At 40.9% G+C, this 25,121-nt stretch carries 37 protein-coding genes; 20 read left to right on the top strand and 17 right to left on the bottom strand.

Annotation, left to right across the window (positions count from 1 at the left end; all coding sequences use genetic code 11):
- Nucleotides 1-131: 131 nt before the first annotated feature.
- From AACX33_RS08500 to AACX33_RS08485, 4 genes are all read left to right on the top strand, one after another.
- Nucleotides 132-962 (top strand): RRXRR domain-containing protein, encoded by an 831-nt coding sequence (locus AACX33_RS08500; protein WP_227788980.1) that lies wholly within the window; start codon nt 132-134, stop codon nt 960-962.
- An 82-nt stretch (nt 963-1,044) separates the two neighbouring features.
- Nucleotides 1,045-1,230, top strand: a complete 186-nt coding sequence (locus AACX33_RS08495) for a hypothetical protein (RefSeq protein WP_227788979.1) — start codon at nt 1,045-1,047, stop codon at nt 1,228-1,230.
- 284 nt (nt 1,231-1,514) lie between these two features.
- Nucleotides 1,515-1,835: a hypothetical protein gene (locus AACX33_RS08490; protein WP_227788978.1), complete on the top strand. Its 321-nt coding sequence runs from the start codon at nt 1,515-1,517 to the stop codon at nt 1,833-1,835.
- A gap of 63 nt (nt 1,836-1,898) precedes the next feature.
- Nucleotides 1,899-2,447: a WGR domain-containing protein gene (locus tag AACX33_RS08485; protein ID WP_227788977.1), complete on the top strand. Its 549-nt coding sequence runs from the start codon at nt 1,899-1,901 to the stop codon at nt 2,445-2,447.
- 73 nt (nt 2,448-2,520) lie between these two features.
- Here the strand turns inward: AACX33_RS08485 and AACX33_RS08480 are convergent, their stop codons facing one another.
- The 6 genes from AACX33_RS08480 to AACX33_RS08455 form a co-directional block, all read right to left on the bottom strand.
- Nucleotides 2,521-3,027, bottom strand: coding sequence for a DUF1993 domain-containing protein (locus AACX33_RS08480; protein ID WP_227788976.1), 507 nt, complete (start codon nt 3,025-3,027; stop codon nt 2,521-2,523).
- Nucleotides 3,028-3,279: 252 nt separating this feature from the next.
- Nucleotides 3,280-4,359 carry a DUF3616 domain-containing protein gene (locus AACX33_RS08475; RefSeq protein WP_227788975.1) on the bottom strand — a complete coding sequence of 360 codons (1,080 nt, stop codon included), beginning with the start codon at nt 4,357-4,359 and terminating at the stop codon, nt 3,280-3,282.
- A gap of 275 nt (nt 4,360-4,634) precedes the next feature.
- The gene (locus AACX33_RS08470; RefSeq protein ID WP_227788974.1) at nt 4,635-5,807 is read right to left on the bottom strand and encodes a hypothetical protein; all 1,173 of its coding nucleotides are present in this window, start codon (nt 5,805-5,807) and stop codon (nt 4,635-4,637) included.
- A gap of 109 nt (nt 5,808-5,916) precedes the next feature.
- Entirely contained in the window at nt 5,917-7,560 is a 1,644-nt protein-coding gene (locus AACX33_RS08465; RefSeq protein ID WP_227788973.1) for a hypothetical protein, read from the bottom strand.
- Between the two features lie 257 nt (nt 7,561-7,817).
- A complete protein-coding gene (locus AACX33_RS08460) occupies nt 7,818-8,093 on the bottom strand; it encodes a helix-turn-helix domain-containing protein (RefSeq protein WP_339406317.1) in 276 nt (91 codons plus the stop codon).
- Between the two features lie 197 nt (nt 8,094-8,290).
- Nucleotides 8,291-8,431: a hypothetical protein gene (locus tag AACX33_RS08455; protein WP_227788971.1), complete on the bottom strand. Its 141-nt coding sequence runs from the start codon at nt 8,429-8,431 to the stop codon at nt 8,291-8,293.
- Nucleotides 8,432-8,523: 92 nt separating this feature from the next.
- Here AACX33_RS08455 and AACX33_RS08450 point away from each other — a divergent pair, with 92 nt between their 5' ends.
- From AACX33_RS08450 to AACX33_RS08415, 8 genes are all read left to right on the top strand, one after another.
- Nucleotides 8,524-8,646, top strand: coding sequence for a hypothetical protein (locus AACX33_RS08450; RefSeq protein ID WP_265338636.1), 123 nt, complete (start codon nt 8,524-8,526; stop codon nt 8,644-8,646).
- A gap of 15 nt (nt 8,647-8,661) precedes the next feature.
- Complete coding sequence (locus tag AACX33_RS08445) at nt 8,662-9,270, top strand: hypothetical protein (RefSeq protein WP_227788970.1); 609 nt, start codon at nt 8,662-8,664, stop codon at nt 9,268-9,270.
- Between the two features lie 134 nt (nt 9,271-9,404).
- Entirely contained in the window at nt 9,405-10,286 is an 882-nt protein-coding gene (locus tag AACX33_RS08440; RefSeq protein ID WP_227788969.1) for a hypothetical protein, read from the top strand.
- 84 nt (nt 10,287-10,370) lie between these two features.
- Complete coding sequence (locus AACX33_RS08435; RefSeq protein WP_227788968.1) at nt 10,371-10,754, top strand: hypothetical protein; 384 nt, start codon at nt 10,371-10,373, stop codon at nt 10,752-10,754.
- Entirely contained in the window at nt 10,751-10,939 is a 189-nt protein-coding gene (locus AACX33_RS08430) for a hypothetical protein (RefSeq protein ID WP_227788967.1), read from the top strand. Before AACX33_RS08435 ends, AACX33_RS08430 begins: the two co-directional genes overlap by 4 nt.
- 444 nt (nt 10,940-11,383) lie before the next feature.
- Nucleotides 11,384-11,608, top strand: coding sequence for a hypothetical protein (locus AACX33_RS08425; protein ID WP_227788966.1), 225 nt, complete (start codon nt 11,384-11,386; stop codon nt 11,606-11,608).
- Between the two features lie 2 nt (nt 11,609-11,610).
- Nucleotides 11,611-12,456 (top strand): hypothetical protein, encoded by an 846-nt coding sequence (locus tag AACX33_RS08420; RefSeq protein WP_227788965.1) that lies wholly within the window; start codon nt 11,611-11,613, stop codon nt 12,454-12,456.
- 89 nt (nt 12,457-12,545) lie between these two features.
- Nucleotides 12,546-12,902, top strand: coding sequence for a hypothetical protein (locus AACX33_RS08415; protein WP_227788964.1), 357 nt, complete (start codon nt 12,546-12,548; stop codon nt 12,900-12,902).
- Between the two features lie 157 nt (nt 12,903-13,059).
- Here the strand turns inward: AACX33_RS08415 and AACX33_RS08410 are convergent, their stop codons facing one another.
- Genes AACX33_RS08410 through AACX33_RS08400 form a run of 3 tightly spaced genes read right to left on the bottom strand, consistent with a single transcriptional unit; the run spans nt 13,060 to nt 14,073 of the window.
- The gene (locus AACX33_RS08410) at nt 13,060-13,434 is read right to left on the bottom strand and encodes a hypothetical protein (RefSeq protein WP_227788963.1); all 375 of its coding nucleotides are present in this window, start codon (nt 13,432-13,434) and stop codon (nt 13,060-13,062) included.
- On the bottom strand, nt 13,431-13,763 hold the full coding sequence (locus AACX33_RS08405; RefSeq protein ID WP_227788962.1) for a DUF5674 family protein: 333 nt from the start codon (nt 13,761-13,763) through the stop codon (nt 13,431-13,433). The genes AACX33_RS08410 and AACX33_RS08405 overlap by 4 nt, the downstream gene beginning before the upstream one ends.
- Nucleotides 13,764-13,779: 16 nt before the next feature.
- Nucleotides 13,780-14,073 (bottom strand): hypothetical protein, encoded by a 294-nt coding sequence (locus tag AACX33_RS08400; RefSeq protein WP_227788961.1) that lies wholly within the window; start codon nt 14,071-14,073, stop codon nt 13,780-13,782.
- 135 nt (nt 14,074-14,208) lie between these two features.
- Here AACX33_RS08400 and AACX33_RS08395 point away from each other — a divergent pair, with 135 nt between their 5' ends.
- The 8 genes from AACX33_RS08395 to iscB all read left to right on the top strand — a co-directional run bounded on the left by AACX33_RS08395 (nt 14,209) and on the right by iscB (nt 19,349).
- Nucleotides 14,209-14,478 carry a hypothetical protein gene (locus AACX33_RS08395; RefSeq protein WP_227788960.1) on the top strand — a complete coding sequence of 90 codons (270 nt, stop codon included), beginning with the start codon at nt 14,209-14,211 and terminating at the stop codon, nt 14,476-14,478.
- 310 nt (nt 14,479-14,788) lie between these two features.
- Nucleotides 14,789-15,151 (top strand): hypothetical protein, encoded by a 363-nt coding sequence (locus AACX33_RS08390; RefSeq protein ID WP_227788959.1) that lies wholly within the window; start codon nt 14,789-14,791, stop codon nt 15,149-15,151.
- A complete protein-coding gene (locus AACX33_RS08385) occupies nt 15,148-16,032 on the top strand; it encodes a hypothetical protein (RefSeq protein ID WP_227788958.1) in 885 nt (294 codons plus the stop codon). Before AACX33_RS08390 ends, AACX33_RS08385 begins: the two co-directional genes overlap by 4 nt.
- Nucleotides 16,029-16,505 (top strand): hypothetical protein, encoded by a 477-nt coding sequence (locus AACX33_RS08380; protein WP_227788957.1) that lies wholly within the window; start codon nt 16,029-16,031, stop codon nt 16,503-16,505. The genes AACX33_RS08385 and AACX33_RS08380 overlap by 4 nt, the downstream gene beginning before the upstream one ends.
- On the top strand, nt 16,502-16,714 hold the full coding sequence (locus AACX33_RS08375; protein WP_227788956.1) for a hypothetical protein: 213 nt from the start codon (nt 16,502-16,504) through the stop codon (nt 16,712-16,714). Before AACX33_RS08380 ends, AACX33_RS08375 begins: the two co-directional genes overlap by 4 nt.
- Before the next feature lie 2 nt (nt 16,715-16,716).
- A complete protein-coding gene (locus AACX33_RS08370; protein ID WP_227788955.1) occupies nt 16,717-17,067 on the top strand; it encodes a hypothetical protein in 351 nt (116 codons plus the stop codon).
- A gap of 172 nt (nt 17,068-17,239) precedes the next feature.
- On the top strand, nt 17,240-17,836 hold the full coding sequence (locus AACX33_RS08365; RefSeq protein ID WP_227788954.1) for a hypothetical protein: 597 nt from the start codon (nt 17,240-17,242) through the stop codon (nt 17,834-17,836).
- A 229-nt stretch (nt 17,837-18,065) separates the two neighbouring features.
- On the top strand, nt 18,066-19,349 hold the full coding sequence (iscB, locus tag AACX33_RS08360) for an RNA-guided endonuclease IscB (RefSeq protein ID WP_227788953.1): 1,284 nt from the start codon (nt 18,066-18,068) through the stop codon (nt 19,347-19,349).
- A gap of 220 nt (nt 19,350-19,569) precedes the next feature.
- On the opposite strand, the gene AACX33_RS08355 is transcribed toward iscB, so the two are convergent.
- The 8 genes from AACX33_RS08355 to AACX33_RS08325 all read right to left on the bottom strand — a co-directional run bounded on the left by AACX33_RS08355 (nt 19,570) and on the right by AACX33_RS08325 (nt 25,120).
- Entirely contained in the window at nt 19,570-20,520 is a 951-nt protein-coding gene (locus tag AACX33_RS08355) for an RpoD/SigA family RNA polymerase sigma factor (RefSeq protein ID WP_227788952.1), read from the bottom strand.
- A gap of 81 nt (nt 20,521-20,601) precedes the next feature.
- Nucleotides 20,602-22,857 carry an SF1B family DNA helicase RecD2 gene (gene recD2, locus AACX33_RS08350; RefSeq protein WP_227788951.1) on the bottom strand — a complete coding sequence of 752 codons (2,256 nt, stop codon included), beginning with the start codon at nt 22,855-22,857 and terminating at the stop codon, nt 20,602-20,604.
- 247 nt (nt 22,858-23,104) lie between these two features.
- On the bottom strand, nt 23,105-23,461 hold the full coding sequence (locus AACX33_RS08345) for a hypothetical protein (RefSeq protein ID WP_227788950.1): 357 nt from the start codon (nt 23,459-23,461) through the stop codon (nt 23,105-23,107).
- Nucleotides 23,442-23,792 (bottom strand): DUF5674 family protein, encoded by a 351-nt coding sequence (locus AACX33_RS08340; RefSeq protein WP_227788949.1) that lies wholly within the window; start codon nt 23,790-23,792, stop codon nt 23,442-23,444. The genes AACX33_RS08345 and AACX33_RS08340 overlap by 20 nt, the downstream gene beginning before the upstream one ends.
- An 82-nt stretch (nt 23,793-23,874) precedes the next feature.
- Nucleotides 23,875-24,108 carry a hypothetical protein gene (locus AACX33_RS08335; RefSeq protein ID WP_227788948.1) on the bottom strand — a complete coding sequence of 78 codons (234 nt, stop codon included), beginning with the start codon at nt 24,106-24,108 and terminating at the stop codon, nt 23,875-23,877.
- A gap of 60 nt (nt 24,109-24,168) precedes the next feature.
- The gene (locus AACX33_RS08330; protein ID WP_227788947.1) at nt 24,169-24,444 is read right to left on the bottom strand and encodes a hypothetical protein; all 276 of its coding nucleotides are present in this window, start codon (nt 24,442-24,444) and stop codon (nt 24,169-24,171) included.
- Nucleotides 24,444-24,551, bottom strand: a complete 108-nt coding sequence (locus AACX33_RS26480) for a sigma-70 factor domain-containing protein (protein WP_227788946.1) — start codon at nt 24,549-24,551, stop codon at nt 24,444-24,446. The genes AACX33_RS08330 and AACX33_RS26480 overlap by 1 nt, the downstream gene beginning before the upstream one ends.
- Nucleotides 24,552-24,619: 68 nt before the next feature.
- On the bottom strand, nt 24,620-25,120 hold the full coding sequence (locus AACX33_RS08325) for a DUF192 domain-containing protein (RefSeq protein WP_227788945.1): 501 nt from the start codon (nt 25,118-25,120) through the stop codon (nt 24,620-24,622).
- Nucleotide 25,121 lies beyond the last annotated feature (1 nt).

Raw genomic sequence — 25,121 nt, 5'->3', positions numbered from 1 at the left:
TATGGAAATTTAATTCGCGGAAACTTTCCGCGAATTAAATCCTTTTCCTTACTCCACCCGTTTTTTATAACTCTCAATCCTTTAAACTCTTATCTCAACTTGCTTTCGGCTTATCTTAGTGCCATTCCCGCATGGAGCAGCGTCGCATGATGAGGAGAGGACGCAGAGGTAAACGGATTAATCGCTCTATTGAGTTCAGCCAACGCGCTCATCGTCAAAAACGTTTCGACAATCGTCGGCAATCAAAACTACCCCCAAGCATTAAAGCTAACAGGGAACTAGAATTACGAGTTGTTGACGAACTGTGTTCAATTTACCCCATCAGCACAATTGCTTACGAAATAGTCAAAGCGCGTGGAGATAAAGGATTTAGTCCTGTGATGGTTGGTCAGAATTGGCAATTAAAAAACCTGGAAACTTACGCCGAAATTAAGCAAGTTGAAGGATGGGAGACTGCAAATATTAGACAGCAATTAGGTCTGTATAAACAAAAACATTCTAAAGGTAATGCAATCCCCGCAACTCATGCAGTAGACGGTGTTGCTTTGTCATGTAGTGCTTTTATTCATTACAGCATAGTTGACCGTCAAACAATGGGGTGGAAAGGCAGTGTGACTATTACACCTGCACTTTTTACTGTAATTCGCCGTCCTCCAATATCACGCCGTCAACTTCATCTCATGGTTCCCGCAAAAGGTGGAATCAGAAGAAAGTATGGAGGCACTGTAACTCGGCATGGATTCAGAAAAGGCGATTATGTCGAAGCTACTCAAGGCAACAAAACATACTTTGGATGGGTAAGCGGCGACACTGAAAAACAAGTTTCTGTAAGTGACGTGTCCTGGAAACGTCTTGGACAATTCACAGCCAAGAAAGTCCGGTTGGTGCAGCGAAGCACGGGATTAATCGTGTCGCCAACTAGGAAAATGTCAAACTTAACCCCATCGAGGAGTCAAGTTTGACCCGCTATCCCTCCCCGCCCTGCTTCGCTGAGGACGGGGAGGGATAGCGGAAATTTTGATGAATAGAAATTAGGAGAGTCCAATGCAACGCAGTCAAGACAGAATCGACAAAGATAACCCACAATATACATTCATTCCAGAGATTGAGCATACAACCCAACAAATAGAAGCAAATAAGAAACTTGCAGAAATTTTGAATGATCCAAATCTCACAGAATCTGAGCAAAGAGAAGCTTGTTGGTCTGTGTTGAACAGCAAAATTTATTAAAAATGTTGAATTTTACGAATGTTCAAACCCTTAAAACTGAAATTGCCATTGATAACGTAGGTGAAAAAATCAAATTTTGGGATACTACAGATCGGACTTGGATTAAAGGATAAATTATCCAAATTACTGAATGTGGTGGATATTTTGTGAACTTAAAAATAGCTTTTAAGAGCTATAAAAAAAACGAGAGATGTATATTTATCGGGAAGATCGGTTAAGTAAATTATAATTTCCCGTTGGAAGAACGCTACGCGAAATCTGAATGAATTTTACAACTAAAAATTATGAGCAACTTAGTAACATACTACGGGCAAACAGACCTTGTTAACAAGCTTGTTGATAAGTATGGTCAATATTTAGAGCAACTAGATAGGAGAACAAAACTCTTATTTCGTACAATCTTGTCAGACTATGTTTTTAGGGCTGATTCTATGTCTCTGAAAGAAACCGCAGAAAAAATATTTACTAGTCTGCTTATAGGGGCAATTCCCGAAAAACTGTTTGATATCTGCTTAATTTTGGAGGGCATAACTGTAGATGAAGCTGAAAGTCTGTTAGAAGCATTACAGCATCAACTTCGCTGGGGTAACGCCCAATCTAAATAATAATTTATTACAGGTGAATGTCTAAATTTTAGATATTCACCTTTGAATTCAATCAATCAAATCATGGAAACATATCTCGTGTTTGTCGATGCTGTCCGCAACAGCAACAAATTTTGGAGTGCAAAAGTTGAAGATAGTCAGTTGATTATCGAATGGGGAAGAGTCGGGTACAAATCCCAAACGAAAGTCCATTCTTTAGCAAGCAATCAACGGGCGATTTTTAAATATTATCAGTTGGTAGCTGAGAAGAAAGCCAAAGGTTATCAAGAAAGCCAATCTGAGATAGATGGTAGTCGCAATTTTTCTGATATCAGACGTGCGATACAACTCCTCAATATTATGCGTCCTTGCATTGCTGTCAGGAATTTCCATGAGGGCTACATTGCTGCTCTAAATGAGTATTTGCAAATAGTTCCTACGCCCTTGGGTATGCAGATAGATCCTTGCAGGGTCTACAGAACAGTTGAAGATATTGACCATCAAAAACAAATCCTCAACTCATTATTATCACACACTCCTGTAACTGTTCCACAGGCTATAGAAGTTCCAAAAGCTGAACTGCAAACTGTCAGCCTCAAGTCTCTGCCTAAGAGCTTCTGGCGGCATTCTTGAAAAAAACCATCAAGCTATTAAATAGCTTGATGATATTTTTTTTACGCAAAATTTTACAGTCAGTAAAAAACCTTTAAGGTTGACCAAGGATGTCTTGTTTGCCAAGCTCTACACCGCAGTGCCTGAGAATATCATAAGCTGTTGTGACATGGAAATAAAGATTTGGCAAGACAAAATATAAGAGAAATGATATTCCAGGAAAAGATAAAGTGTTGTCACGTACTTGTAAGGTAATTGTTTTCTCTTCTGAACCATCAATTTGCTCAGGTTGAAATGTGTTTAATTGAGCGATAGTTTTCTGAATACGTTCAATAAGTTGAGGAAATGTAGTTTCATTGTCCTCAAAACTAGGGGCTTCTACCCCTGCCAATCGTGCCGCACCTCTGTTAACTATGTCACAAGCAATTTGTACTTGTTTTGATAATGGAAACATATCAGGAAATAGACGACTATTGATTAACACAGAAGGGTCTATTTTTTTTGTTTCTGCATACATAGCACCTTTTTCCAAAATACCTACAAGGTTATTCAGTGAGCGAATAGATACGGGTATTGATGCTTGATACATTGAAATGGTCATTTATTTACTCCAAAAAAAAGTTAAATCTACTTAGACCTGTATCTGTGAAAAACTATTACCTGCAAAGGTATCACAAACTGAGCGAATCAAAGATTTTATATTTTTTCCTCCATTACTACCGAAATCTACCCGCCTATCACTGCAAGGTACTCGCGAACATTTTATCAACTTTAGTTCTCAATTATTAGCTCTAGCCCTTCAAATAAACGGGACTTATCCCCATTGACCCAGCTTTTGACGATTTTGCCGTTTTCAACAGTGAATTTGAAAAACATCAACTAATATTTGTTTATCCCCTCTCAAACGCTGCTCGCTGGGAAGATCATAAAATACCATCAAACTATCTTTGTCTCTCCAGCAGGAATATAAAGCTAAACCTTCAGCATAGTCACAACCAGCAGTAAAAGGTAAGTCAAATAAAGGAAACAAACTATCCTTGTCCTGTTGATAAATATTGTTCCCGACATTATCTACAGCATTTTTCCAGCAAAATACCTGCATTCGTGCTTCTAGACCCATAGTAGGTCCTGCCAAGATGATCAAATCTTTCCCTCGCAAACATAATTCTCGTATTCCCAAACCATTCAAATCAAGAAAGTGCTTTTTGTATTTTGCACCATCACCTGTGATTTGTTGCAGTACAAGTACACCCGGCTGGGATTGTGTTACTTGTATTTCTATAATGATCGCCCATCCTCGCAATACAGGTCCACGCAAGCCTATAAAAAGATGATTATTGCTGACTACCGCTAAACCTTCGATATCCAAACCGTTATCTTTAGAAGGAATTCCTCCATTAATAAATGGCTGCAAATGTGCATCTTCTTTTAAAACTTCAAACAATAAATCACGCTGATTAACTTTCTGCAATGAACCTGCAACCAGCCGTTCTCCTTCCGCAGTCATGCCTTCTTTCATTAACTCTCCATTAACCACAGGAATTCTTGCTAGTATAAAACGGTTTAGGTCTGTGCTAATGGTTGCAAGTCTTTCTAAATCTGTTTCTAAGTCTTTTCCTTTCGGCTTCTTTCGCTTCATACTGTGAGAACCAGTCAACCAAAGATAGCCATTGGCAAAATCCATCCCTTCAATATCAATTTCATCATCATCAAATAACTCGATATAGTCCTTTAATAAAAAACGTTGATGTTTTCCATAACGGGAGCATCCTATGGGAGAAAGACGCTCAACACCAACCATTTCATCAGAACCAATCCACAAGCTACCATCATCACTAAAAGCAGCAGCAGAAATATCGCTCACAATATCCTTAGCTCTCTGCTCAAATTGCAGTAGAATCCGAGTTAATAAAAAATATTCTTGTTGATTCATTTCTTTTCCCTGAATTTTTACAGTTAAAAAGCTGTTTACCACAATTTATTAATTTTTAGCACTGTCAAGACCAATCCACTTAAACCAATCTCTGCCGCAACCGTGTATATCGCTGTTGATTATGTCCAGTATAATCATCTGTTCTAAATTCTGGCTTGGTTTTCCAAATTTCTGCCATCGCAAAGCGGTAATTCGATGAAAAGTATGCAGATTTAGGAAAAATTAAATGGAATCTTTCATTCCAGACTTATTTGGTTTTTCTGGATTTTCTAACATTATCTTACTTTAGCATCCCACTCCATTAACTCCCCATCCACACAAGCAATCGCCCATTGCGGAAACTTCACAAGCAATTTCCTGATCACAATTTGCAAAGCTGGATCATCATTCCAACAACTCTGCAAGAACTCAAACCCTGGATTTTCCTTCAATACCTCCGCCAGCTTAAGTTTCTGCATCCGCCTTGGTCGAGCCTTAGACCGCGCAGCGATGGACTCACTTGAGCATTTATCAGCACTGGGGGCAGGTGCGGTGGAACTTTGGTCAACGTTATCCGCTTTGACTTCTACACGAGAAACCGAATTTTCAGCCGTTAACAAAGCAGGAAAGTTGGGTTGGGCTTGTTCTTCAAAATTGAGGGCAACGGGCGCGGCGGAACAAGTGCTTTCATGACAATCTTTCGGCTCAACACCACAATTTTGGTTTTCTCCCTCCAAAAAAGTAGATTCTCCCGGTACAGTATCCACAAGCGCCAGCGATGTGCAGTCTGTTACCATAGTTAACTCTTCTTTTGTTTCTTCCACGCCCTCAACAATCTGAGGCGATGCACCCCCCAAGGGTGCAATCGCCGTCTCCTCACGTTGTAAATTTTCGTGTTGCGTGGAAGAATCACACCTCACAATCTCTTTTGAAGAGTTTGTGAGGTGTTTCTGAGGAGTTCGTGAGGGTTCACATAATGCTTGCTCTGACTGGGTTTGAGTTGAGATACACGCCAAATTTGTGGCATCTATTTCTAAGAAGCCAGCATTCATCTCTGAATTTTGAGAATTTGGTTCTGTTTTTTCAGCATTTGGTTTTTGTGAGGTAGAATAAATTCCCTCCCAAAACTCCTTCATCCGGCTACCGTGCAGATTCCGTACCAACCAGCCGACTGTTTCACGCCCATCTTGTATGGATTTGTCGGGCTTGAAAATGAACAACCCACTTTCGGAGAGAATTTTCTTTGCACAGATAAAACTGCTGTAACCCAAAGCCGTAGATAAGGGCATCCACCGGGAACCATAAGGATCAGCCGTCCAACATTCTTGCCATAGTTGATTAACAGAGGGCTTTTGCTGCGAAGCCCACAGCATATCTTCGATTGGGATGATCACATGAAGCCTCCTGTATGGGGATTGGGGTTTCTCTTTCGTAGGCTTTTGGGTATTGCGGGTAATAGTTGCAGTCATTATGCTAACTCCTGTTTGTTTGGACGCACGGAAATTTCCCCCACTATGATTGCGAGGTTGGATATTCATATTTATTTGTCTAAAAAATTACTGGGAAGGGTAAAACTAGTTAGCCTTGCCAGAGTCGCAATTTATCTCTGGAATATTTGTCGGTTTTCTGAAATTTTTCTTTCGAGTGTTCCCAAGCGACGACAACTTCCTCGCCCAAGTCCTCAATTACTTTCCCTCTAGCTACATAAAACCTATCGTAGGGGTCAGCGTGAGCAACGATAGAACCAAGTCCAATCACGGGAGGTTCAGCAGATGCTTTCTGGAGTGCGGCAATTAAATCTGTTTCCTGGGTAGTCAACTCTGCTAAATAGTCCTGTTCAATAGCCTGATATTCTTGAGCAACATCCCAAAAGTCTTGCCAACTACACCCTGGCTTCACCAGTACCTGCCGAATATCACTAACTGCTTGGGGCAATAGTTGCAATTGCTCGGCTCGATATGCGATCGCTTGAGGTGTCGGTTCACTGCCCAAAATCAGAGCCGCAGCTTCCAGTGCTTGGGTGTTGTTCATGGCACTGGCTAAATGCCCCAAAGCCAAACCCATGAGCCTTAAGCATTCTTGGGCATTTTCTTTGGGTGGTTCGGTGGCTAGCGATAGCGCAAGCGCTGCTGCTAAAGCAGATCGCAGATCAATTGTCCTCTCCAGTGCCTGTTTTACCTGCTTATTTAACGCTTTAGTAGCTTGTTTGTTGAAAGTGTTCCCCCACTGCTGACTCGGATGTTCCTGTACCGCGTGTTCCAATTCCTGAATGCGTTGCTGAAGTTGCTGGTTTTCAAACTCCAGTTGGCGCAGGTTTTCCATCTCGTCCAACCGTTGCTGCAACTGAATGTTCTGCTCTTTCTGTTGTTGTAATAATTTCTGGTATGCCTCCAGTTGTTCTTGAATTTGTGCTTCTGCTCTGGCTGATGCTTCGGCTTGCAAACCTACCCTCAATTCTTGTTCTAGTCGCTCTAACTCCTGTCTGTGCTGTTGTTCAAGTGCGGCAATGACTTCGGTGTATTCTGCGGGGTATCTGCGCTCTCTAGGGAAGGATACGCTGAAAGTATCTAAATCAGCATTGTTGATTAGTAATCTCTCGCCATCAGGGAATGTCACAATCTGCTGATAATTGTTGGGTGGATCTGCCTCAATTATTCCCGATTCCCCATATTTAAAATGCGATTGTGATGAAACTGTGACTTTAGTTATTTCCGGAACCATTGGTTCCTGAACAGGATGTTTTTTTCTCACAGTCGGAGGAACCACTTTCTTGGCCGCAGCAGCAAAGTCTGATTCACTGGGGGAAGGGTTTTGCTCCAGCGCGATCGCTAAAGCTTGTTTGAGTTTTTCTGGTTCCTTGACCAAACGCAGCAATGGACGGGACTGACGCTCGTTTTTGATATGTCCGCCAAATTCCCCAGCAGCTTCAATAACCTTCTTAGCCCCTAGCAGCTGATTGATGCGTCGGTAGCCACCCCAAGCAGACAATTCACGCTGGCAGTATTCTTCAAAGTTTGTATAGCCACCCTCAAGGTAAATCTGTCGTTCCCGCATTTGGAGAATTTCATCCACTGCTTGCCACTCGAAGCGGTCGATGGCGGCGAAGGTTTCTTTAATGCTGGTGTTGAGGTCAACGTAATCAGAGGCGGAGGTTGTTTGGGAGTTTTCGGCACTCAAGTCTGTGCATGATGCGGGAGAATTTGATATTGTTTGAGTAGTCATAGCCCTGACGGTTATTTGACTATCCCCACTGCAAGTGTTCAAGGCTGTCAGTGGGGATTAATATATTGTTGTTGATTAATTCGCTTTTGGAGTTCAATTTCTGCCGGCTCCAGTTTCATGGAACTGCATTTAAAATAGTCCATTTTCGATTTATGTCGGTATAAAAAACTTCTTTGTTTTCAGGATATTGATTGACATATACGAGTAAATTACTATCTGGCATTGGACTATATTCATTTTTGGTCTAGTAAAAGCATTCATGCAGCCTCAACTTCTGAGTTGGAACGCTTTCTTGTTTTTCGCTGAGGTATGTCTTCTGGGTTCCTCATTTCAAAAAGATCACCTACTTCTCTAACAAAGTAATTGCATAAAACTTCAACTGTGCCGACATCAACACGGCTGAAGTTATTTGTAAACAAGCGGTTGATTGTTGTGATATCCAACCCAGTTTCTTTTGCCAGCTGTCTTTGTGACAGCTGTGGGTCTTTTTCTGCCATAAGCACGGCTAGCCTACAAAACATTTTTTTGTTCATTCCTCCATCGTACCTGTACGCTACATTAACACAAAATTCTTCATTACCGCATACAATGTATGCTGAAAATAATATATTTTTTGCACTACATCTTGACAACTGTATGTACTACCGCATACATTTATCTATATAAAGACAAATAAAATTTGTTTAAAGAAAGGCGATAAGCAAAGCCATGCCGTTAGGCTGGTCGCCCTTTAACCACGGGGTAATCCTAAACTCCACAGAACCTTGACAGCATAATCCAGAGTGACCGCTTGATGAGTAATCGAGGCACTGGCGCAACCAGAGAAGGCGAGGGGTACATAGCGAGAAATGGATTGGCATGAATAAGACATCACCAGCAGGACGACTGGCTTCTAAAGCCGTATCCGTCGCCTGACATTATTTGTCTCCTGCTTGGTAATGCTCCAGTCACTGGCTAGGAGTAATGAATATATGGCTACGCCAAATCGTTGTGAAAGCGTTGTGGCACACCACAACGTATTCGTACCAAAAACAAAAGCGATCGCTTCCCCTGAGAAAGTTTGCGATCGCCTTTTTATCCAACTGAATGGAAATTATAATTATGACATACGTTACAGCAACTGCAACTCCTGCTCAGGAATCAGTTCAAGAATTAACCCCCATTGAAATCAGTTTTTACGATCACGAGATTTACGCTGGAGACAGATTGATAGCCAGCATCACCTATGACTATGAAGATGTGACTCAGCCCTGGCTCGTAATGGTCAATGGCCAGGAAATTTATCGAGCAAACACCTGGGCGAGAGCGTGGAGATATATCTGCACCCATCACAAAGACGGAAGCTTACCCGTACATCAAGAACAAGAAGCCCCAAACACTACTGGAAACGAAATCGTGTGCCAAATTGCTCAAGAATGCGAAAAATTTGGCTTTGAAATCCTGGACGACGGCATCTATAAAGACGACGTGAAACTTGGTGAAGTAGGATACACCAACAATCAATGGTGGTTTATACGGGTATCAGAGGAAGATCAAGGGAAAATACCTTGTGATTCAGCTTTGGACGGGGTTTGGTCGTTGTCAATGGTTGAAACTGTATCTTGCGAGGAGTTATTAAATAGACCGTTTGACCAATTGACGGATAAAGAATGGCGAATGCTGTTGGAATATGAGCCAGTGCCAGAGAGTCGGGAGTTGGTGGTGGCGTAGTTAAAGGAGGAGGCGATCACACCTATTTCCAGAGATCGCCTCTTAACTCTTAACTTAAGTTGCAATTATTAAGAATAATGTCAGGAAAACAGAGAGCTATAGCAGTATAATCCAACACGGTTAGCATTTAAAACATGAGTACAAAACCGCACGATCAATTTGCAAAACAGTTTTTGGAGGAGTTACTTGCTCCCTTGGGAGAGGTACGAACTAACCAGGAAGTCAGGGATGAAACAAGATTTGTCGATGTACTATTTACACCAGCACCACAAGCTCATGACCTAAACTTAGGATTGTTGGGCAGAATTGCCTTGATGAACACTGCTTTGTTGGAGCCGTTTCGCAATCAACCTAGTGCAACAGAAATACGTAACTGTTTCCTCAAACTGTTTGCAGTCATAGCCAATGCACAACGCAAAGCTAAACGAGAAAAAAGAAGATTAGCAGAAGATGGCTTGGCGCGGCTTTGGATCATATCGCCTAGCGTTTCAGAAACGCTATTGGTGAATTTCGAGTTTAAACTAGATTTAGAGAATTGGCCAAGTGGAGTCTACATTTTCCAAAAAGGTTTCAGAGGAGCGATAGTAGCTGTTAACGAGCTACCAGTGACAGCAGAAACATTGTGGCTGAGAATTTTGGGTAGAGGAGAAACGCAACGTCAGGCTGTATCGGAATTATTGGCACTACCAGAAAGTAACTCGTTAAGACAAAATACTCTCAGACTAATCACTAATTGGCGTATCATTTCAATTCAACAAACAGACAATTTAACTGAAGATGACCGGGAGTTAATTATGAACTTGTCGCAAGCTTATCAGCAATGGGAAGAAACTACAATACAACAAGGAGTGCAACAAGAACGCCGCCAAGTAGTAGAAAATTTGTTGAGATACAGGTTTGGTTCTGTAGATGAGGAAATGTCGAGAGTTGTTGATAGTTTATTACGGCTATCTCCAGAAGATTTTACACCTTTGTGTTTGCAATTAACTCGTGAAGAACTTTTGAGTATGTTCTGAATGACGGGGCAGTAAAAGTAATTACAAATTTAGTAAAAATTATCAGTTCAAAAGCGTTTTCTTAATAGCAAAGCGCTTTTTTTGATGAATGTAACCCAAGTAATTATCACGATCTTAAGTCCATCTATGCTCATAAAATCTTCTCCCCTCCCTTGTTGGCTAAATACCCAAAATACAGATGTAGCAGTTGCGCTGATAAAATTCGGATTTCTTTATGAAGGCGAATTAGAAGGTGACGACATTGATGCCACAGAAGAAGTCACACAAGGTTGGTTAGTTGGTTGTAGATGTTGCGACAACTCAATAGTTGCGATATTTGATGGCGCTGTATTTTCTTCATCATGTGATGGCGGAAGTGATTCAGAGCTTAGATACAACCAAATCAAAAAGCTGATTAGGGCAACCCTCAGAAGCTACAAGCCTTTTAATCCTTGCGAACAATTACAGTTATTTAAAACAGGATCATGATCAACCCTGAAGACTCAAAACAATTACGCCAGCTAATCAAAACTGCTTACCTTGCCCTAGCTGCAATTGATGATTCCCCCCAGTTCAAGCAAATCAATTACTCGCCAGATTTGACCATTGGGGACGCTATTTCAGCACTAGAATACCTGGAATGGGAACTAGGGGATGAATCGCAAGAACGCTAAAAATAAAGGCAATTCCAGTATGAGGAATTGCCCTACGCATCTATTTTTATCAATCGAATTTTACCATACAGCGAGATGAAATCCACAGCTAGGGTGGATTAACGGTAGAACACAGTATTTCCACACAAATTAATAGCAAATATTGAAGTTTCAAACCAATGCCTAGAAAACAGAATTGCTCTGAATTAACAGCAAGTAATCTACTAGACTCGCTTCGAGTTCGTGGTGGCTCCGCCCCTTTACATAGCCTCAAATATTCTAATACAGTCATTCAATCACTGGTAGATCGTGGGTTAGTAAAAGTCATAAATACTGGGTGTGGTTTTTCATTAGAAATTGTTGAACGTAATTGAAAGAAAGCTACGCTTAAGACTTTTGAAAAATAGAAAAGTGCTTTAATGGAAATTAAAACTATCTCTGTAACGGTATCATAGAAAATTTAACTTGGGTGACTACGAATCCCTGGAATTAGGCTGTTCACTTTGGGCGCAAATAGACCCAGAAGAAGATGCAGAAGGTGCAACTCAATTTTTGTATATGCAGGCTAAAGCTTCAGTGAAGGAAGCAGCAATGCCACTGCTTAAGACATCTACTCATCAGATGAACAAAGCCAAGATGTACAAACAATCTAACAAAAATAACAGTGGTGATAATCTGGAGGATTTCTAACTATGGTGGAAATTAAATTAGGATTAGGAAATCCGCCTGAGCCAATTTATCTATATGTCAACCAGGGAGAAGTTCAAGGAGAGCAATATGTCTGGTATAACTATGATATTCAGAAAGACAAGAAAATTCCAGTCAGAGAAAGGGCTTTGACAGGATATATTGCTGAATTAAGGTTGACGACCAAAGAGTACAAAGGTAAGGACAATCTCAAATTAGATATTGTCATCTGTGCGGACGAAATTTATGTGGTTAGAAGTGGGATTGAAACCAATTTCACTAAAACATTTTTGTTAGCTGCATCTCAAGTTGATGATTTCTCTAAACCTCTGACGATTGCTACCACACCTGGGGATGAAAATACGGTTTTCTGCCGACTGTACTATGCCCTAAACAAATCCAGGATTCGTTATGACTGGAATCCTAATGCAGATTGGGCAGGAATTATACAAAGCATTCAATCGAAATTATCTGGTAATCAGGTTTTTGATTTTGAAGAAGAAAATATTCCCAAGACCAAACCTCAAAATGTAGCACCACATCCACAAGATTTGCGAGTGAAGCAAGTTCGCACTTTGTTCAATTATCCGGTTGATTTGGTCAAAGAATGGCTGCAATCCCAAAACGTTCAATATCCTAGTCAGCTTCCTGTGAGTGAAGTTGATAAACTGGTGAACATGATCTGTATGGCTTGGGCATCTGATAAAGTTGACCCCAATCATGCAGCAGCTTCATACCAACAGCAAGTCATTGGTGTAATGTCGGAAGAAATTGATGAAGTGGCAGCAATTCGCGCTTGGGCAAATTATGTACTGGGGCAGAAGACGGCTATGACTACTACAGTTAGATAAGCATTTAGCCAAGATTAATTAACTGAATTTCAACCTATCTTAGAAAGGCAGTTTTAAGCTGTTTTTCTTTTTTTCAAATCCTGAAACCCATGAACAAAATCACCCACCAAATGACCCAAACTGAGCATTTAGAACGCATTCAGAAAATCGAAGTAATCACCAGGAGACGACGCGCCATGAAGCGACTAAAATCACACAGCTTTGTTAACCAAACTTTGTCTAAATTTGCACTTTATTCAATTGTTACCACCGGATTCTTAGGTGTAGCTGCGTTGGGCTGCTGGGGATTTGAAATTATTGACGCAAACTCCAGACCAACAATACTCCGGGGTCATGATTGGCAAGCCCACAAAAATGTTTGCTTGGGTGGTATGGCGATAGCATTCTCTGGATTTCTGGGGAGTGCGTTGTTGGGTGCTTGTTTAGGAGTAGGAGGTGAAGAGTGAAAAAAAATTTGCTTTTGGGTTTTTAGCAGGTATTGCTGGGAGCTTTGGGTGGGTCAGCGTACTCCTTTAGTGCGATTGCGAGTAACGAAACAGTTAGGTTTGGGTACTGTTAAATTTGGCGAATGGAGCAATGGTTTAGAAAGTGAAATCTTGGAAATTAAGCGCTTAGTGCTTCTGGCTCTGTATCCGCTATTTCCAAAACGCGACGCAACCAATCTTGAGTATGTCCCTGTGCAACCCGCTTTTGTTCCTCATCTGACCAAATTTTGTCCCAATGGGCTATCCAACGAGTCAACAGACGAACTAAGTCAACTAACTCCGCGGCCCGGTCAATGTCGTTTGCTTTCACCATGTCAGGAACAGTCCACTCAATAAAGTATCTGCTTTCATTGACAAAAGCTAATATTAATTCCTGGGATGATGTCCCAGTCCACAAGGCATAAATTTCTGATAGGTGATTTGCTAACTGATGTAACCGGGTCGGGACATCATCTTGTATAAAACTTTTCTGCTTTAGTGTCATTTCAATCATAAATTTTCCAGAAACTCCATGATAATTTGAGCTACCCTTTCTCTAATATTAGGGTCTAAAAGTTCCATTGACCGATTTTGCCGAGGACGAAGATTGACCATAGACTCATAGGTGATTTTTCCGGTCACTGGCATGAAGCTGGCAGCCCAAATATCTTGCTGTCTACTACCGTCATCCAGCAACTTTTCTTCACAATCTGCGTGTAAATCACCACCACCAGCTAATACTCGACGTTCAATATCTACGGCAGTTTTAATGTAGAACTTGTGCTGTTGCAGCATTTGCTCAAGCTGTTCATCAGTAGCGCGATCGCGTAATAAAAGAATCATGTGTTCTTTTTTTTAGCTATTTATTCTGAAGCCTGGAAGCAATCGCATCAGCCAAATACTGCTCAAGTTCTTTATCAGCTGCCGCCGCTTGATATTTAATTTCGTTCAAGTGTTTGTCCGCATTTCGCATGACATAGGTTTCCAAGGCTGTACTAATACAGGCGCTAATATCTTTCCTAGTGGCCAGAGAAGCAACAATCAGCTGCACATACAACTGAGCAGGCAACTTAGGGACACCAGGACGTTTGTCAATAATCTCACTAATTACCCCACGTTCTTGCAAAGCCTGAATTAATTTGTCTATATCCACTTCTACATACCCATTGCTACTCCTTAGTAGCTTATCATGCTATTATCCACATAAATCCAAAGTACAAGCCTCCAGTGCATCACCACTGGAGGACTTTTACCCACCACAGATAGGCCTATGGAGGGCATTCCCATCATGACACGGCGCAAGCTAACAAAGATAGATGAATTCGCTCAAGCTTTCATTAATCAAAATGGTTGTTCGATTTCCCCAGGAGAATACGAGTACGTCTCTACTGGAGCTACATTAATCAGGCAGCATCTAGAAAATTTTTTTCAAGGCACTGGCGCACAACCACCAGAATTAAAAACGGTAAAGAACTGGTTCTATAGCGATTGTCCTGATTGGGCGATCGCAGTTCTTTCCCGTGCATTAATTTCCCGAAACGAGGAAACTCCCCAATAATCAATAATCCTATTGCCCACTTAATGTGGGTAATTTATTGTAGATATATTGAAACACAACTGAAACGTGTTTCACTGCTACTGCAACACTAAGATGCAAGATTAACAAACAAATAGAAGCATTAAAACCTTTGATTTAGCGTTATGTTTAGTTAATTTTGAAACATGAGATTGCAAAATTAATATTAACTATGCAACATCATGTATCAGGTGCAATATCCAAAATCTCTGTAATATACTGGCTGTTCTGTAAAATTAGTTAAGCACTCGTTAATCAGGCAGAAACAAAAGTCAAAATCTCGACCGATTGAATGAAAAACAGCAGCATCATGGAATTCTTTGATGCGCCCGAAAGAGAGAAAGTGCGAGCGCAGTTCTTTGATGATTTTTACGAAACCCGCCGAAACTGGGCTGCCTGCTTAGGTGTAGGTAGAGTAACGATTTGGCGATGGGAATCGGAAATAATCAAAATGGTATGGCTGATCCTTCAAGATTACCAATGTGAGCGCATTTATTTGGACAGCTATCAAAGATTCATCCTGACAACGATTTATGCATTGAAACAAGGCTTTGTATTAGGATACAAAGCCAACAACAAAGAAGTGAAAGAATATTTGCAGGAACGGCAAACGCAACTCACTCGCCAACAATTCGATAATTGGATAGCCAAATGATCACCAAAGACCAACTATTTAAGCATTTCACACAATACACTCAAGAACAAATCTTGGATGCCTTACAACAGTTGAGTAAATACGACACTAAGATTAAACCTGATGCAGATAAATTTTCCGATACTGTAATTGAGCAATTAGAACAAGTATTTGAATTGGGAAACCAATCAAAAAACCAGTTAGCTGCACAGGCCACATTTACCAAAGAAGAAATTTTTGGACATTTCAACAGTGCCGGTTATTCCCCAGAACAAATTACTACTGCCCTGAAAAAGCTGAGTGAAAGCGACAAGCAAATTGACCACAATGCCAATGAATTTGGTGAGGGGATTTTGGAGAAGCTGGAAAATACTTTCGCTATACTCCAAGCTGCGATTAATGCTTATGGGGGTGCATTGGATGTTGCTAAAGTCGAGGAATTAGCTACATCTATGGCTAATGAGCAAGCTATAGATATTCATCCTGAAGTATTCCGGGGAGTATTAGAAATTAAATCTGCTGAAGCTGTGGCTAAAGCGGTAATTACTCATGAGTTGACCCAGGATATTTATCAGCAGACTCTGCGGGATTTAGATGCTAAAACTTTAGACCAAGCCAACCAACAAGCCGCAGAGAGAATAGCTTTGATGTCGCTGTTAAATAATCCAGAGACAGTCAAAGAAATTTTGGCGACCTACGGTATTAATAACCAAGCCGCACAACCCCAGATTATGGAAACTACAACAGCTTGTAGTTTGGATTTTGACCCTGATGCTTTCTTGCAGGAGGTGGGAGCAAAGGAAAAAAAGCCCAAGACTATCCAAGATACGAGGCGGGTAGCTCAGAATTTACTGAGCAAATATCGGCTCAACTCAAGCGGTTTGAAAACAACCAATTCATGAACTACCTCAATCGCCACCCTATGACGGCTGTGTTCTTTTTCTTAGGATGTATTTTCTTGTCTATATCAGCCCCCAATATCAAATCCAATATTTCGACGATGGGGGAAATCCAACAAGCAGTTAGAAAAAATTCCACCCAAGAATGGAAACTGAGAGCTTCACAACAAGCAGCCCAAGCCCAAGCAGAAATTGCTGAACAACGTTATCGGGATGGTTGCGTGATGGTTGTGGCCATGAATAATCCTGATTCGTTCACTTCTTTATCTGAGGGAGAGCCGGTCATTGATCATGTGCGGAATGTGCCTTTACCGATTGGCACAGTTGTCTGTGATGCTAATGGGAATACGGCTGTGATTATTAAAGGAGAAAAGCAGCCAGTTACAGGAGAGATCGCTTTCACTGGCAATCAAGAATTAATTGCTAAGGTGCGACAAAAATTCAATAAAAATTACGCTCTACCTAACCTTAAATGAGTAACAACCCTAACAATTGCTATCAGCAGCAAGCAAAACAAGCTGTATTAGAAGTGGATTTTGGATTGGGCTTGGCTACCAGTGAAGCTGAATGTAGAGATGCTATTAGTGCTGGTTTTGAAGCGATGCCAGAAGTTGATGTCAGCGATGAACCGGAAAATTCTATCTACAACCTCAACGCCATTCTAGACACTATTTCAACCCAATAATTATGACTCAAACAAAAAAGGGCGACCGGAATAATGCCAGGAAATTCATGAAAATTCTCTATTGGTTTGCCGTCGCCGTGGGACTTTGGTTTGCGTTTCTCAACATTCAGCCCTATGCGGAAGTTGTGAAAATTGCTACCGAAATTGGCATAGTTAAAGACAATGCTTTACTGCAACTGGTGAACACCATACCCATAATCAACGGTTTTGCGAGAACTATAGGTTTGGCCTTCCATTGGTTTGTAGGATTAATTGTCTGGGTGACTATCCAAACCATTGAAGTATTTCCAGTCATTCTCAAGCGCGATCGCGTGATTATTAGCTGGGGGGATGATATTTTGTATTTAGAGTAAAAATTAACCTCTCGAAGTAAAATGATAGCTTGGAATAAATCCATTTGTCTAGATGTTTCCCACAAAATTTTTTCCACAATATCTGTAACTTATAGCGATTTTTAAGTCCAAGTTGACCGCAATTAAATTAATCCGTTATAAGCTGCTTACATTAACACAACTTTAGAGAATTATGGCAATTAAAAAACATATTAATCTTAATCAAGGATGTTCCATTAATACCATAAATAAAAAGATAATTATCAATTTAGGAACTGAATATCTGTTGAATTCAATAAGGCAAGTATTAAAAAACCATTATTCGCCCGAAACTCAAAAAAATGCTATTGAAGAAAGTTCCAAATTGTTACCTGACTTTGTATTACAAGAATTATTAAAACGCCAAGAACAGGTAGTGAATGTCAATCCAGATACCTTAATCGTGGTTAGTTGTCAGATAGCAGGAACTGAAGTTGATGAGTTGGGGTTTGATTTAAATATTGACGTATGTTTTGTAATTGGAGATACAAAAGGTCAAAATCATTTTCGGGCTAATAAGATAACTTTTTGGTCGAATATCTGGGGTGATGAAGAACAGCTTTTTGATTTAGAAGATGAACTAGGAGAACAGTTCTGGACAAATTATCAAACCCAGTTGCTTTTTGATGAAAAAGAACAGCAGACAATTAAAATTGAAGTATCACAAACAGATAATTACCCAGCAAGATTAAATTTTCACCCATCACTTCAAATCTTTAGCCCATCTATAGATACCTTTGCAGGTCAGTAACTCAACCCTGAAGGGATTGAGCTTGCAAGAGCAATCAAACAAGCTGTACTGACCAGTCTAAGTCTTAACTGACTACGTTTTTTGAGTCACGACACCCTGTGGATGCGTAGCTAGTCCCCTGCTCTGTCATTTGCGGCTAAACAGTTTTAAAGTCACTGAAACAGTGTTGCAAATCTAAAAAGCTCTTAAAACATTGACGAAGCTAACATTACCCGAAAGGAGGGACTTTATGTCCAAAGTATTCGTCTTAGATACCAACGAAAGACCATTGAATCCAATCCATCCAGCCCAAGCGAGACAGTTATTAAGAAATAAAAAAGCAGCAGTTTTCAGAGGATTTCCATTCACTTTAATCCTTAAAGAATCACGTCCTGATTGTCCTGTATCATCTTTGAGACTAAAGTTAGACCCTGGAGCAAAAACAACAGGGATCGTATTAGTTGACGATACTACTGGTGAGGTGGTATTTGCTGCCGAATTAAAGCATAGAGGTTTTGCAATTAGAGACGCTTTAACGTCAAGACGACAGTTAAGACGTGGTAGACGTGCTAGAAAAACTAGATATCGTAAACCGAGATTCTTGAATAGGACACGTCCACAAGGATGGTTAGCACCAAGTTTACAAAGTAGAATTGAGAATATCAAAACTTGGGTAAAAAAGTTGGGTAAATTTGCACCAATTGAGGCTATTAGTCAGGAATTAGTACGCTTTGATATGCAGTTGATTCGTAATCCAGATATTCAAGGCAAGGAATATCAACAAGGTACTCTTGCGGGTTACGAAACTAGAGAATATCTCTTACAAAAATGGGGTAGGGAATGTGCATATTGTGGGGTTAAAGATGTTCTTTTACAGGTTGAACACATTCACCCGAAAGCAAAAGGGGGTAGCAATTCGATTACAAATCTTACCTTAAGTTGTGAGAGATGCAATACAAAAAAAGGAACTAAAGACATTAAAGATTTTCTAAAAAAAGACATAAATAGATTAGAAAAAATCTTGGGGCAAGCAAAAAGACCATTAGCAGATGCAGCCGCAGTAAACACAACTAGGTTTGCATTGCTTGAAATATTAAAAGCAACTGGACTACCAGTAGAAACAGGTTCAGGAGGTTTAACTAAGTTTAATCGCAATCAACAAAAACTAGAAAAAACACATTGGATTGATGCGGCCTGCGTCGGTCAGTCTACTCCGATTCTCAACATTAAAGGTGTTAATCCATTATTAATCACTGCTAATGGTCATGGCTCAAGACAGTCATGTAGAACTAACAAATTTGGTTTTCCTTCTCGGTATGTTCCAAGATTCAAATTTGTAAAAGGTTTTCAAACGGGCGACATCGTAAGAGCCGTTGTTACTAATAGTAAAAAAGTGGGCGAATATGTTGGAAGAATTGCCACTCGTTCGACAGGAAGTTTCAATATATCAACTAAGAATGGATTGGTTCAAGGAATTAGCTTTAAGGCTTGTACGCATATCCATAAAAAAGATGGATATAATTACTCAAATTAGAAGATTCAATGCGACTAAAGTCGCCCGTGTCGCGGTTGGTGAGCGATGTCGAACTATCCCTCTCAGGGCTAAAGCCACTGAGTTTCCCGCATACCGTGAGGTGTGAAGTCTTATGATAGTTTTTAAAAAATATTATACGCTATAAAAAGCACAACCGAATAGTAATAAATCAGTTCTTGTTTAGGTGGGGACGAATCCCCATCTGAATTATCCCTCTTGTTCAAGAAAATAAATATTGTTCAATTTCAGGTTTTTGACGACGTAGAACAGTGATTGCTTGCTGCTGGATTTGACGAACTCGTTCTCGACTGACATTCATTTTCTCGCCAATTTGAGCCAAAGTCAATTCTTGATCGTTCTCTAATCCAAAGCGCAAAATTAATACTTCACGCTGTGTTGGTTTGAGGGATGCTAATAAACTATTCAAATCTTGGCGCAGAAGTTCTTGGGTGATATGCTCGTTCGGAGATATACCTCCATCTGGCAAAAGTGCATTAAGTTCTGTGTCTTGATTATCGCCGACCTTGACATCTAAAGAAATTGGCTGACGAGAGTTGCTAAGAAAATCCCTGATTTGGTTGGGTTGTAAATTTAGAGTTTCAGCAATTTCTGCAACATTGGCTGGACGACCAAGTTTCTCAAACAGTTCTCGCTGTACTTTTTTGATTTTGTTAAGTTGTTCGGTGATATGAATTGGCAAGCGAACAGTACGGGACTTTTCCGCGATCGCTCGTGTCATTGACTGCGTGATCCACCAATAGACATAAGTTGATAACTTGTAGCCACGATTGGGGTCAAATTTTTCCACCCCTCTTTGTAAACCTATTGCCCCTTCTTGCAGTAAATCCAAAAATTCTAGATTGCGTTTCTGATACTTTTTGGCAATGGAAACTACTAGGCGCAGATTTGCTGTCACCATCTTTTGTTTGGCTCGTTGACCAAGTTTTTGAATTTGAGCTACCTCAGCTTCACTTTTTTCAACATCAACAGCTAATTCGAGCATTGTTGGTTCTCGATCTAGTTGTTGGGTGAGTTCATTTCTTCTTTGCTCAATTGCCATCATCTGCTGTACCTGCCTACCATAAGCAATTTCTTGGTCTGCGGCCAGCATTGGGTAACGACCAATTTCCTGCAAATAGATACGAACCATGTCTGGACTCAGGCTGGACATACAACAAAGCCGTTTTTTGATATTTAGACGAATCTAAGATTATAGATCAAATAGCTGAATAATTTTTCTAGCTTTGAGTAGTTACAATTGGACTTGAAATTGCAACCTCTGCCACAATCGTGTGTATCTCTGCTGATCGTTCGTAGTCCTTACCGCTAGAGATATTGCCTTCTTGGAACCAATCACAATTGCTAGTTTCCTTGCACGGGTTAGACCAGTGTAGAATAAGTTCCGCGATAGCATGACGTAGTGCTGCATATATAGTGGAAGTATCACTACAGGGTATTCTGAGCCTTGGCTTTTGTGTATAGTTACACTCCACGCCAACGTAATCTCATTCAAATCAGCATAATCATAAACGACAGAGCGGTTGCCATACTCAACCGTAACCTCTTGCTCCTCAGTATCAATACCAGAGATAGTCCCCAAATCTCCGTTAAATACCTCCCGATTGTAGTCATTCATTTGCTGGATAATGCGATCGCCTACCCGCAAAATCATCCCACCCCGGTTAATTTCGGTTTTCTCTGGTGCGGGAGGATTGATCAGCTGCTGCAATATGGCATTCAAATTCCGAGTTCCAACCAATCCCCGTGACATCGGAGATAGCACTTGCACATCCGTTGCTGGATTAAAGCCCAGCCGGGGGATGAAATCGCTCACCAACTCACAGATTGCCTGTACCCCATGCTCTGGCTGATGACCCCCACCATGCCACAGACAGTCTGACACAGGATTGTCCGAAATCGCTTCCATCATTGGATAATCGCCTTGGTTGATTTGATGTGCGGCGGTGATGATTGCGCTCTGCTGGGCTTGCCTGAATACCTGCGTTAGCCGGACTACTGGCACTTGCAGCGATGTAATCATGTCAGCCAGCACTTTACCAGGACCAACTGAGGGTAACTGGTCGATATCGCCCACTAATAATAGTTGCGCTCCTTGAGCTACGGCTTTGACCAAGGAGTGTGCCAGGAACAGATCCAACATCGAAGCTTCATCGGCAATGATAGCTGTGTATGGCAGAGGATTGTCATGATCCCGCTTAAATCCCATTGTCTTAGGCTCAAATTCTAGCAAGCGGTGTATTGTTTTTGCCTCCAACCCAGTCATTTCACTTAGTCGCTGTGCTGCCCTCCCCGTTGGGGCAGCCAGGGCGATGGATTTGCCCATTGCTTTCCATAAACTAACTATGGTATGGGTAGTAAAAGTTTTCCCAACTCCAGGACCACCTGTAAGTACCATTACAGGTGAATACGCAGCCATTTCTACTGATTTCTGTTGCTGTTGCGATAGTTGAATCTTGTGACTAGCGGTAAAGCGTTCAATCCAAGCCCGAACACGGGGCATATCTTGTACAATTGGCTGGTGCAATCTTCGAGATATCAATTGTGCTAAATTTTGCTCAGTATGGAAGAAGGTTGGCTTGAAGCACAGAAGTAGTTTCTCTCCAAAGTTGTCTCTGACACTTTCCCTGATCAACTCTTCCCTTGCACCCATATCTTTAATAATGCTGGCGATCGCATCTTCTGTGGGTTGATGATCATCTGTCGTCAGCAGTTTGGTGACTTTCTCAATTAATTCCGGCTGGGGTAAATGACAATGACCATCTTCAGCAGCTTCACTCAGAGCATGAATGATTCCGGCGCTGTATCGGAACTCGGAGTCAGAGGGTACACCCAGGTTACGAGCAATTTTATCAGCAGTGAGAAAACCAATCCCGTAGATATCGGTCGCCAGCTGGTATGGGTTTTTGGTTACTGTTGCGATCGCCTTATCTTGGTACTGCTTGTAAATTTTGACTGCATACGTCGTAGAAACACCGTGGCTTTGCAGGAATATCATCACCTCTTTGATGGCTTTTTGGGTTTCCCAGGCATTCTTGATCAGCTTGACTCGCTTTTTAGCAATACCTTGAACTTCGATTAATCGGTCGATTTGGTTGTCGATAATCTCCAAAGTTTCCAGCCCGAAGTGAGCAACGATGCGTTTGGCTGTGATTGGGCCAACCCCTTTGATGAGTCCACTACCCAAATATTTCTCGATGCCTGTGAGTGTGGCGGGTTTGGTTTCTTGGTAATTGGTGACTTGAAATTGTGTGCCATATTGCGGATGTTCACGCCAGAAACCTGTTAACTGAAGCGTTTGTCCAGGCTGAATATTGGCGAAACTACCGACGATGGTGGTTAAGTCTTTGGCTCTGGGACGCACCAGACGCGCCACGGTGTACCCGGACTCCTCTGAATGGAAAGTAAGGCGTTCTACTACTCCTGTGATGGTTTCGTACTGGGGAGTTGCATTAACTTGTTGTTGCGAGAGATTTGGTAAAGTGGACATTATAGTTTATCTAATCCTTAATAGTTAAAATAAAAGAATCAGCATTATAGTACACTTATACCAAGGATGGACAACCAAAAACGATGCTGCGATGTTCAGATCCTAAATCTCGTCAGGATAAAAAACACAAAGATGTGGCTTACTTTAATACAGCAAAAGGATGGTGGAGTCCAAAGTTTGGGGAATTGCCAGGAAAGGTAAATTAACGGTTGACTTATTTTAGTATCTAATGCCTTGTGCAAAAGTTTTAAATGGATTCGGACAACAAACCTGATATACCTAATACTCGCTCTGACCAAACACTAGCTTGCTCAGACATATTTCTGCGTTTGCTCTCATCAGACCAAAGACTATCAAACTTTAACTTCCATCGTGCTAGTTGAACTTGAATGTTAACTAATTCTTCGGCATATTCCGGTTTAATGTCTGCGGCCGTCCATTCTATAAAAGACATAGTTTCATCTGCAACACTTTCAACGGCTTCAGGGTAAGCAGTAGTACAAAATGTTCTCAGCCTGGCTAAATTGGAAGCTATATGTCCTAAGCGATTTGATGTATTTTCGCTTTGAAACCGTGCTTGTTTTTCATCTAATTTCTGGTTCATATCCACCAATTAACTCCTGAGAAATTTGTTTAACCCGTTCTCTAATTACTGGATCTTGAATGAGCATTGAGCGATTATTTTGACTGGGACGTATGTTAATAATCGATTCATAAGCTATCGATTGGTTAAAAGGAATCCAATCAGCACCCCAAATATCTCGCTGTCTACTACCATCTTCGAGCAATGCCGCTTCACAAAAAGCGTGCTTTTCTCCTCCCCCTGCTAAAATACCTCTTTCTATGTCTACTGCTATTTTGATATATAATTCCAAAGTTTGCAGCATTTGCTTAACTTGTTGCAGCGTTGCACGTTCCCTGATAATTAGTACCAAAATTCAACCTCTACTACATATAGATTACCTAGATTACCTGAAGTGTTGTTGCATTAGTCTTTAATCTCAGTCTCCAACAAACTCAACATTTCTCCTCCAACGCCGTCAAATAAGCCCGATTGAGCTTCCCCAGCGACTCCAAAAACTTCTGCACCGATTCTTCTAGCGCAGGGGAATACACCCGAATAATGCGATCAGCTACGCTGGGCGGAACGCCATCGCAGACCAACTGCATCTGCTGATACTCCGCAGGTAGATAGTCATAAGACTTCAGATGCTTCAGTCCAACCGTAAGCTCTCTATTCCAGATTCTCACGGTGCAACTGTAATCATAGACTCCCGTAACTATGCACCAGCAGCCGCCCTTTCCACGTAGTTAAGGATTGTCCTTGGCTAGAATTTGGCAAACTTCGCCCATTTGGTAGGTGTTGGGTACTTTGGTTTTTTCCATTATGCGCTGCACCACATCTTTCACAACCCTACCACTTGGCACTTTATCACCAGCTTCCTCTACTGCGGCTTGCCATACCTCTTGCTGTTGCTGGGGTTCTAGCTTGATGAGAGGACGGACTTGACGCTCATTCGTCGGCAGAATGTGATCCAATGGATCACATTTTTCTAACAAGTTATCAAATACATCAGCCGCATCCATCAAGAAAGCTGCAATTTGTGGCTATATGTTAATTCTTCATCTCTGGTGAATAAGGGATGTTTTCCGATATTTTTCAGGCAAATGTAATTTAAATGTCTAAAAGACATTTAAATTACATTTGCATCTAGATATATTATACAGCAAATACTAATAAAAATAAGTTTTTAATATATTTTTAATTGCTGATTTTAAAAGTTAATTTATCTCCGTTTTTTATATCTAATTTGCCAGCAGGTAATTCTAAGACTTTGGTAGCCCTACTACCAAAATAAACAGTACAAGGGGCTTTATAACAAGGTTGAGCATTGTTTATTATAGTAGTTACTACACCATTATCCAGATAGATAATATCAAGCGGAAAACGAACCTGATGCATCCAAAACCCAACATTTTTGTATCGGTCGCCTAGTTTAAATAACATTCCTTGGTTGCTGGGTAAACTAGCACGAAATTTTAATCCTTTTTGTAGTTCTCTAGGCTTAGTTGCAACCTCTAGATAAAATGTTTGCCCGTTGTGGGTAAATTTTCTGGTAATGGGTAACTGCTGAGGACGAGTTTGGAGGTATGCTACAGTAGGCATTCCAATAATCAAACATATTCCAGCTATCGGACCAGCTATATTTAGAATTTTCAGACCCATAATATATGGGTCTATCTTAGTTTTTGAGATTTGCATA

The organism is Nodularia sp. LEGE 04288 (genome assembly GCF_963896525.1).
Lineage (GTDB): Bacteria > Cyanobacteriota > Cyanobacteriia > Cyanobacteriales > Nostocaceae > Nodularia.
The sequence above is the reverse complement of the archived record's forward strand: the minus strand, read 5'-3'. Positions and strand labels throughout refer to the sequence as shown.

Excerpts from the sequence above, each read along its gene's own strand:
- AACX33_RS08500 (WP_227788980.1), top strand. The coding sequence starts at position 132 with ATGGAGCAGCGTCGCATGATGAGGAGAGGACGCAGAGGTAAACGGATT.
- AACX33_RS08495 (WP_227788979.1), top strand. The coding sequence starts at position 1,045 with ATGCAACGCAGTCAAGACAGAATCGACAAAGATAACCCACAATATACA.
- AACX33_RS08490 (WP_227788978.1), top strand. The coding sequence starts at position 1,515 with ATGAGCAACTTAGTAACATACTACGGGCAAACAGACCTTGTTAACAAG.
- AACX33_RS08485 (WP_227788977.1), top strand. The coding sequence starts at position 1,899 with ATGGAAACATATCTCGTGTTTGTCGATGCTGTCCGCAACAGCAACAAA.
- AACX33_RS08480 (WP_227788976.1), bottom strand. The coding sequence starts at position 3,027 with ATGACCATTTCAATGTATCAAGCATCAATACCCGTATCTATTCGCTCA.
- AACX33_RS08475 (WP_227788975.1), bottom strand. The coding sequence starts at position 4,359 with ATGAATCAACAAGAATATTTTTTATTAACTCGGATTCTACTGCAATTT.
- AACX33_RS08470 (WP_227788974.1), bottom strand. The coding sequence starts at position 5,807 with ATGACTGCAACTATTACCCGCAATACCCAAAAGCCTACGAAAGAGAAA.
- AACX33_RS08465 (WP_227788973.1), bottom strand. The coding sequence starts at position 7,560 with ATGACTACTCAAACAATATCAAATTCTCCCGCATCATGCACAGACTTG.
- AACX33_RS08460 (WP_339406317.1), bottom strand. The coding sequence starts at position 8,093 with ATGAACAAAAAAATGTTTTGTAGGCTAGCCGTGCTTATGGCAGAAAAA.
- AACX33_RS08455 (WP_227788971.1), bottom strand. The coding sequence starts at position 8,431 with ATGTCTTATTCATGCCAATCCATTTCTCGCTATGTACCCCTCGCCTTC.
- AACX33_RS08450 (WP_265338636.1), top strand. The coding sequence starts at position 8,524 with ATGAATATATGGCTACGCCAAATCGTTGTGAAAGCGTTGTGGCACACC.
- AACX33_RS08445 (WP_227788970.1), top strand. The coding sequence starts at position 8,662 with ATGACATACGTTACAGCAACTGCAACTCCTGCTCAGGAATCAGTTCAA.
- AACX33_RS08440 (WP_227788969.1), top strand. The coding sequence starts at position 9,405 with ATGAGTACAAAACCGCACGATCAATTTGCAAAACAGTTTTTGGAGGAG.
- AACX33_RS08435 (WP_227788968.1), top strand. The coding sequence starts at position 10,371 with ATGAATGTAACCCAAGTAATTATCACGATCTTAAGTCCATCTATGCTC.
- AACX33_RS08430 (WP_227788967.1), top strand. The coding sequence starts at position 10,751 with ATGATCAACCCTGAAGACTCAAAACAATTACGCCAGCTAATCAAAACT.
- AACX33_RS08420 (WP_227788965.1), top strand. The coding sequence starts at position 11,611 with ATGGTGGAAATTAAATTAGGATTAGGAAATCCGCCTGAGCCAATTTAT.
- AACX33_RS08415 (WP_227788964.1), top strand. The coding sequence starts at position 12,546 with ATGAACAAAATCACCCACCAAATGACCCAAACTGAGCATTTAGAACGC.
- AACX33_RS08410 (WP_227788963.1), bottom strand. The coding sequence starts at position 13,434 with ATGATTGAAATGACACTAAAGCAGAAAAGTTTTATACAAGATGATGTC.
- AACX33_RS08405 (WP_227788962.1), bottom strand. The coding sequence starts at position 13,763 with ATGATTCTTTTATTACGCGATCGCGCTACTGATGAACAGCTTGAGCAA.
- AACX33_RS08395 (WP_227788960.1), top strand. The coding sequence starts at position 14,209 with ATGACACGGCGCAAGCTAACAAAGATAGATGAATTCGCTCAAGCTTTC.
- AACX33_RS08390 (WP_227788959.1), top strand. The coding sequence starts at position 14,789 with ATGAAAAACAGCAGCATCATGGAATTCTTTGATGCGCCCGAAAGAGAG.
- AACX33_RS08385 (WP_227788958.1), top strand. The coding sequence starts at position 15,148 with ATGATCACCAAAGACCAACTATTTAAGCATTTCACACAATACACTCAA.
- AACX33_RS08380 (WP_227788957.1), top strand. The coding sequence starts at position 16,029 with ATGAACTACCTCAATCGCCACCCTATGACGGCTGTGTTCTTTTTCTTA.
- AACX33_RS08375 (WP_227788956.1), top strand. The coding sequence starts at position 16,502 with ATGAGTAACAACCCTAACAATTGCTATCAGCAGCAAGCAAAACAAGCT.
- AACX33_RS08370 (WP_227788955.1), top strand. The coding sequence starts at position 16,717 with ATGACTCAAACAAAAAAGGGCGACCGGAATAATGCCAGGAAATTCATG.
- AACX33_RS08365 (WP_227788954.1), top strand. The coding sequence starts at position 17,240 with ATGGCAATTAAAAAACATATTAATCTTAATCAAGGATGTTCCATTAAT.
- iscB (WP_227788953.1), top strand. The coding sequence starts at position 18,066 with ATGTCCAAAGTATTCGTCTTAGATACCAACGAAAGACCATTGAATCCA.
- AACX33_RS08355 (WP_227788952.1), bottom strand. The coding sequence starts at position 20,520 with ATGTCCAGCCTGAGTCCAGACATGGTTCGTATCTATTTGCAGGAAATT.
- recD2 (WP_227788951.1), bottom strand. The coding sequence starts at position 22,857 with ATGTCCACTTTACCAAATCTCTCGCAACAACAAGTTAATGCAACTCCC.
- AACX33_RS08345 (WP_227788950.1), bottom strand. The coding sequence starts at position 23,461 with ATGAACCAGAAATTAGATGAAAAACAAGCACGGTTTCAAAGCGAAAAT.
- AACX33_RS08330 (WP_227788947.1), bottom strand. The coding sequence starts at position 24,444 with ATGGATGCGGCTGATGTATTTGATAACTTGTTAGAAAAATGTGATCCA.
- AACX33_RS26480 (WP_227788946.1), bottom strand. The coding sequence starts at position 24,551 with ATGTCTTTTAGACATTTAAATTACATTTGCCTGAAAAATATCGGAAAA.
- AACX33_RS08325 (WP_227788945.1), bottom strand. The coding sequence starts at position 25,120 with ATGCAAATCTCAAAAACTAAGATAGACCCATATATTATGGGTCTGAAA.